This is a genomic window from Paenibacillus campinasensis (assembly GCF_002272015.1).
Lineage (GTDB): Bacteria > Bacillota > Bacilli > Paenibacillales > Paenibacillaceae > Paenibacillus_AQ > Paenibacillus_AQ campinasensis.
Map to the genome: position 1 here is coordinate 1 of NZ_NPBY01000062.1, position 6,413 is coordinate 6,413.

Here is a 6,413-nt window from a genome sequence, read left to right on the forward strand (position 1 = left end):
GACGAGGGGCACCGCCCCTCTAGCATCATTATCCCTTTGGTTCAGGGAGTAGCTGATCCTAGGCGCTTGGGGCCGAAGAGGATCAAATCTATGTCAAAACATCGAGTGTGGTGCTTATGTCTGTTGATCATGGAAAACGATTTATCATTGTAGTATAGTTGAATAAATGGTAAAAGAAGGTGGATGAGTTCTAATGCATTATCATTTCACTGTTGTATTATTTCTGGCCGCTGTTATTCAACTGGTTCTGGATATAACGATCCGAAAAACAGACGAGAAGATATCAGACACGGATGGTATTGTCCCGTATAGATGGTTCTTCGTGATTGCAGCAATTGTAATCATTTTGTCAGCTATTTATGTTAAAGAACCTCCTTATCATTATGTTTGGGTAGGTGTATTACTTGCCCTAGTGTTCGGTGTTCGAGCCCTATTCGAATGGAGATACATTCGCAGTTCTCAAAAACATATGATTTCTCTATCGATGATGGCCTTATCTGTAATTGGTACAATTCTTTACGTTTTTATACAGTTCCAGTGATTAAGATTCGCCATATATAACAAAACGCCAAGTACAGTATAAACCGCACAATTGTGTGGTTTTTTTATGGCATTAGGAAGCGGAGATCCAAGTCCTCGTCGAGTCGATGCATGCGTCAATGACCAGCAGGAGTAAATGATAGTGTTGCGTGATGTCCTTTTGACAATAATAGTTAGCTTGAATATAATTGCTTCAACAACTATAATGATGGTGATCATTATAATGCAGGAAGGAACGGAGATTTATATGACGAACGAGCATCGCGAGCAGGAATTGGCGGTCGGCTTCATCATGGGCATGACTTACCGGAGAATCGCTGCTTTGCTGCAGCATCGGATCAAGGACTATGATGTTACGCCGGAGCAGTGGTCCGTCCTTTATCAGATCGATCAGGCTGAGGGGTTGATTCAGAAAGAGATTGCGGATCGCTGCGGCAAGGACAAACCAACCACGACGCGAATTCTCGACCTTCTGGAGAGCAAGGGTTTGATTTACAAAGAGACAGGCAAGCAGGACAGGAGATCGTTTGTCGTGTTCAGCACGGAACGCGGGAAGGCGCTCATCCGGGAAACGCTGCCCATCGAGAAAGGGATCACGGACGAAGTGAAGCGCTGCATGTCAGATGAAGAGTATCGCATTCTGCTGGACCTGCTGGATCGAATCCATCGGCATATCGGGGAGCAGCTGGAGCGGCGGGAATCGTAGTTTTTGCAACTATTTAGAGATGATATAGATCGTAGAGAGTGGGAGAAATGTAATGCAATCGAATACTAAGCGTGAGCCATTATGGACGGGATCGTTTATTTCGTTAACGGTCTCTTCTTTTTTGTTGTTTTTAAATTTGCACATGTTGTTGTCCTCGTTTTCCTCTTATGTCAAAAATGAGCTATCCGCCACGGACCTGCAGGTCAGCCTGGTCACCAGCGTCTTTGCCGCTTCGGCTATCGCCACGCGCTTTATGGCTGCGGTATTGCTCAAGCGGATGTCTTCGAACCATCTGCTGTTCATCGGTCTGATCATTTCAGCAGCAGCAACAGCGCTGAGCAGCCTGCCCGGTTCTGTCGAGGGGCTGCTGATCATTCGCGTGGGGTATGGCATTGGCTTCGGCATTGCCAGTACGATTCTGCCCACGCTGGTATCCCAGATGATTCCGCTGCGGCGGATGGGGGAAGGCATCGGTTATTTCGGATTATCGACCAGTATGGCCATGTCCGTTGGTCCGATGATCGGTTTAAACGTCATGGGGGAGTTTGGTTTCGGTACCCTGACGCTGGCAGGTTCCGCTGTCGTCCTGATGATGCTTCCCCTTCTCTTGCTGACGCGGGCCTTACCGCCTTCTTCCCGAAGTTCAGCGCGGGATAAGGCGAGGGCAGACGCAGCCATGGAACAGAAGCAGGAAGGAGATGGAGAAGCCCGCGGCTTTAACCGCAAGCTTTTGTTCCCGGCGTTATTAAATGTGATTTTGGCGATCACCTACAGCGGTTTGCTAAGCTTCATTGCGCTCTATGGAGAGATTGTCCATCTGCCGCAGGTAGGCCTGTTTTTCCTGTTCAACGCGATTACCATTATTGTGATCCGTCCGATATCCGGCCGAATTTTTGACAGCAGGGGGCATGCGGCCGTTCTGATTCCCGCTGCTGCGATGGTTGTCGCCAGCATGGTGGTTCTTTCTTTTGCAACGACACTCGGGATGCTGATCGTGTCGGCTTTGCTCTATGGCCTTGGCTTTGGTGCGATTCAGCCAACAATTCAAGCCTGGATGATCCGCCGCAGTTCGCCTGAGCAGTATGGCGCGGCCAACAGTATGTTCTACAATTCCACCGACTTTGGCGTAGCCATCGGGGCGGTGCTTCTGGGAGCGATCGCTTCCGCTACGGACTATGCTGTCATGTATCGTTATTCCGCTGGATTCATGGGCTTGTTCATCATCATCTATCTGCTCGGCATGCTGGTATCAGCAGCACGCCAAGCGAGATCTCCAAAAGAGTATTGACCATAAATACAGGACTCATTGCTTGTCTACCGCCCTTTGTGGCGGTTTTTTCGTGTTTTCCACGAGCTTTGCAATATTTTTACACGATGACTGTCAAAGCATGCCTATGCCCCGGAAAGATATTAGGGTAGAATCAATATTTGAATGCCTTATAGCTTTATATTTATATAGTAGAAATTCGAAATTATTATATCAGGGAGAGGAGTACATACGTATGTCGCTAGTCAAAATCTCACAGCGCACGGCGATTCTATTGGAGCATGCGCGTAAATCCGGCCTGACGTCGGATGAACTGCTTGAGGCTGTCCGTTCTGAAGATCTGGCCCAATTGGCTGCCGCAGAGGCGGAGCATTTTCATTATGATGAATGGATTCCTTACGCGAAGGAGCATGGTGAGGATCTGGAGAAAGCCATTACGGATGGCTATCAGATTACATTCAACACGCGCAACGGCTTGAAAATGTGGCTGGAGGAGTCCTTTGGCATCAGCTCGGAGACGGATTTTACGGTCGGTGAAGGGGTGATTGAAGGGCTTCATCTTCAAGAAAATCAGCTGACCCGTCTGAAAACGGCGCTTGCGGTCAACTGGCTGCTCGATGAAGAAGCTGCTCCTGGCGGATTTAAGGTGAAGCTGACGGTCAGAGGCCTTCAATAAATAGATGACAGAAGCCGCCCGATTCCTGAAACGGAATGGGACGGCTTTTCTTTTTTCTTATATTTACATCCGGCTAGGGGTGGGCATTCCAAGCACGTCCAAGGCTTCGGCCAACGTGTCCTTGAAGCGGGCGGTCAGCCAGAGACGGAGCTGAAGCACATCGCCGTCAGCTTTCAGAATCGGGCATGCAGCATAGAAATTATTGAACAGGGAAGCCAGCTCATAAGCGTAATTGCATATCATGTTAGGCGCAAGCTCCCGGCTTGCCGTATGCAGGGTATCCTGCCATGTGCTCATATGGCGAAGAAGTGCATGCTCAGCCTGTTCAAGTTTAGGGAACGTCTCAGGCAAGGCTGGGGGGAATCCGGATTGATGCGCTTTGTTCAGCACGCTGAGCGAGCGGGCGTAGGAATAGAGCAGGTAGACGCCGGTGTTGCCCGAAATTTCCGATGCTTGCTTCATATCGAATACGACTTCCGTTTGCAGGGCGAAGCGAAGCAGGTAGTAGCGAATCGAAGCGATGGCGATTTCTCTGCTGGACAGGCCGTTTTTGTCCGAGCGGCTCGTCTCGATGACCTGCTCCATCTGATCGATCAGGTGGGCGATTTTAATGCCGACGCCTTGTCTGCCGGACATCGCGTAAGAAGATTTTCCATCCGAGACATCGATTCCGAGGTCGGCTGCTGCCGAAGGGCTGAGAGAGACGACGCCGTAGCTGACATGATGCAGCTTCTCAGCCTGCTCCGCATAGCCCAGACTTTCGAGTGCCTGCTTGACCATCGCCTGCGGATATTGCTGACGATAATCGATGACATTGATGACGATATCGGCTTTACCAAAGCTGTGTGGATTTCCGTGACGGCCCGTGCTCCACACGTCTCCCGTAAATTTTTGATACATAAAGTCTTTGTTGATCAGGCCGAACTTCCAGAGATGATAAGCGATGTCCTTGGCGGTGTATGTCAAAATCCCATTGGAACGCACCAGCACCTTCTCAGCGCTGAACTCTGACTCCGGAGATTCACTGTTTGCCTCGACTTCCTGCTTCAGTACCCAGCAGCCGGCCAGCTTGCCTGTCTGCTCCTGGTAGAAGTTCGGGGTGCGCTTTAGCTGCTCGAAGGCAGAGGACCAGAAGCCCTCGCGGACAATGCTGCTTTCCCATACCAGCAGGTCATAGTGGATGCCGAATTGTTTCATTTCCTCAAGATGTTCTTTCACGATTCGTTCCGCAACAAGCAGGCCCATCCAGGCAAGGTTGCCGTTGCCTTCTTCGAGCTCGTGGAGCACCTCGGTTCTTTTCTGTGCAAGCTCCGGCGTCGTGTCATATGCTTTGTTAGTCAGGGAGTAGATGTCCCAGCAGTAATCCCCGAACCGGCTATGCGCTTTCGCCAGCGGCGTATGCAGCAAACCGACCACGGTGTCGGCCAGCTGGTTGCCGAGATCATCGATATAATTGTGGGCCTCGACACGGTACCCGGCTTTTTTCATCAGGCGGACGAGCGTGTCGCCGATACAGGCGTTTCTTAAATGGCCGATATGGGCGGACTTGTTGGGATTGATGGAGGTGTGTTCGATGACCACCTTCTCATCCGCTGTGGCTGGCAGCGCAAAAGTCATGTCTGCCCAGGCGCGCCAATTGATACGCAGGTTGATGAAGCCGGGGGCGGCGATGTCGATCGTATGTATTACATGTTTGAAGGCGTCATGTTTGTTTAATTCGTTCTTGATCGCCTCGGCGATGTGCAGCGGAGCCTGACGCAGATGCTTGGCAAGCTGCATGGCGATATTGGTGGAATAATCTCCATGCTCGATGTTCGCGGGCTGCTCGATCCGGGTGATGACCGACTCCGGTCGTGCTGTGCCGGCAGCGAGGCATACTTGGTCCAGCGCTTGCTCCAGTTCACGGATGATCCATTGACTCAGCATTGTAATATCCTCCTATGTCTAGATAAAATGTCGATCCTGAGGAGCGTCCGCATCCATGCAAAAAAGCCCCCATCTCCTAAGAGACGAGGGCTATGCTCGCGGTACCACTCTTGTTGCCAGACACGAGCTGTGTCTGACCGCTTCAATAACCTGTAACGGGGTAAGCCGGGACTTCCTACCACATAGTTCGGAAGACCATCTCCTGGGCCCGCTTCATCGACAGTCTTGTACCGGTTCCCACCTGCTCCGGCTCGCTTGGACTAAGGCTGGCGACTACTCTCCCAATCATAGAAATGTCGTGCTCAAGTTTTTCATAATTATAACCAATCTCCGTGAAAAATCAACAGCCCGTTTCTAATGGGGTTTAACAGCAGCTATTCTGAGCCGCTTGTAATCACCGTAGTAGCTATCCGCATGCCACAGATGGGTTTTAGCGATCTCGCTGATCCGTTGGAATGCTTGATGCCGCTCTTTCACAGAGAAATCGGTGAAGAAGCTGTCTCCGAACTGTTTCAGCCACACGAGGATTCCCTCTTCACCGCCAACCAGTTTAGTCGGACGGTCAAAATAGAATAGGGCGTTCACCCGAAAGCCTGCCATTTCCAATTGTGCTGCATATTCGCCAGGGCTGGGATAGTACCATGGGTTTCGGCTATCGGCATCGATTCCGTAATCGTCTGCGAGCACGGTTTTGATCGCCTGATAGATCTCTTCGATATTGCCCTTGCCGCCAAACTCGGCAACAAACCGTCCGCCTGGTTCAAGCGCTCCGTATATCGAATGTAAAGCTCCGGATGCATCTTGTACCCAGTGCAGAGCTGCGTTGGAGAATACCGCATCATAGCGTATGCTGGTCTGGAACTGCTCGGCATTGCCTTTGATAAAAGGGATGTTCGGGTAGTTTGCTCTGGCTTGCTGAAGCATTTCCGCGGAGTTGTCCATCCCGGTTACCTGCGCTCCGGCAGCTGCGATTTCGCTTGTCAGGGTACCGGTCCCGCATCCGAGGTCCAAAATTCGCTCTCCCTCTTTCGGTGCAAGCAGGGAGATAACATCCTTTCCGTACACTGTGTTAAAAGACATGTGGCTGTCATACTGCTCAGGCTTCCAAATCTGGCTTCTGGCCATGGACAAGACTCCTTTATATTTGGTGTTGTCGTTATTGTGGCATCTTTTTCTCATAATCGGAAATATATAATATCAATCGATCTTATAGTTTTAACCTATAAAAATAGGGTACGGGCGTACGGCCGACTGCGAAGCAGCGCTACCGAAGCGGATGCTCCGACGAACCCCATCTT

General features: G+C 50.6%; 6 protein-coding genes and 1 other annotated feature. Of the genes, 4 read left to right on the forward strand and 2 right to left on the reverse strand.

The window, feature by feature from the left end:
• The first annotated feature begins 193 nt into the window (after positions 1-193).
• The 4 genes from CHH67_RS19365 (at position 194) to CHH67_RS19380 (ending at position 3,189) form a co-directional block, all read left to right on the forward strand.
• A complete protein-coding gene (locus CHH67_RS19365; protein ID WP_095266967.1) occupies positions 194-541 on the forward strand; it encodes a DUF4181 domain-containing protein in 348 nt (115 codons plus the stop codon).
• 246 nt (positions 542-787) lie between these two features.
• The gene (locus CHH67_RS19370) at positions 788-1,246 is read left to right on the forward strand and encodes a MarR family winged helix-turn-helix transcriptional regulator (RefSeq protein WP_095266976.1); all 459 of its coding nucleotides are present in this window, start codon (positions 788-790) and stop codon (positions 1,244-1,246) included.
• A gap of 52 nt (positions 1,247-1,298) precedes the next feature.
• The gene (locus CHH67_RS19375) at positions 1,299-2,534 is read left to right on the forward strand and encodes an MFS transporter (RefSeq protein ID WP_095266969.1); all 1,236 of its coding nucleotides are present in this window, start codon (positions 1,299-1,301) and stop codon (positions 2,532-2,534) included.
• 214 nt (positions 2,535-2,748) lie between these two features.
• On the forward strand, positions 2,749-3,189 hold the full coding sequence (locus CHH67_RS19380; RefSeq protein WP_095266971.1) for a hypothetical protein: 441 nt from the start codon (positions 2,749-2,751) through the stop codon (positions 3,187-3,189).
• Between the two features lie 63 nt (positions 3,190-3,252).
• Here CHH67_RS19380 and CHH67_RS19385 read toward each other — a convergent pair whose 3' ends face one another.
• On the reverse strand, positions 3,253-5,115 hold the full coding sequence (locus CHH67_RS19385; RefSeq protein WP_095266973.1) for an arginine--tRNA ligase: 1,863 nt from the start codon (positions 5,113-5,115) through the stop codon (positions 3,253-3,255).
• A gap of 76 nt (positions 5,116-5,191) precedes the next feature.
• Positions 5,192-5,413 (reverse strand) — a binding site (T-box leader).
• A gap of 56 nt (positions 5,414-5,469) precedes the next feature.
• A complete protein-coding gene (locus tag CHH67_RS19390; RefSeq protein ID WP_095266975.1) occupies positions 5,470-6,240 on the reverse strand; it encodes a class I SAM-dependent methyltransferase in 771 nt (256 codons plus the stop codon).
• Positions 6,241-6,413: the final 173 nt, after the last annotated feature.

Coding starts and splice junctions, on each gene's coding strand:
- CHH67_RS19365 (WP_095266967.1), top strand. CDS start 194: ATGCATTATCATTTCACTGTTGTATTATTTCTGGCCGCTGTTATTCAA.
- CHH67_RS19370 (WP_095266976.1), top strand. CDS start 788: ATGACGAACGAGCATCGCGAGCAGGAATTGGCGGTCGGCTTCATCATG.
- CHH67_RS19375 (WP_095266969.1), top strand. CDS start 1,299: ATGCAATCGAATACTAAGCGTGAGCCATTATGGACGGGATCGTTTATT.
- CHH67_RS19380 (WP_095266971.1), top strand. CDS start 2,749: ATGTCGCTAGTCAAAATCTCACAGCGCACGGCGATTCTATTGGAGCAT.
- CHH67_RS19385 (WP_095266973.1), bottom strand. CDS start 5,115: ATGCTGAGTCAATGGATCATCCGTGAACTGGAGCAAGCGCTGGACCAA.
- CHH67_RS19390 (WP_095266975.1), bottom strand. CDS start 6,240: ATGGCCAGAAGCCAGATTTGGAAGCCTGAGCAGTATGACAGCCACATG.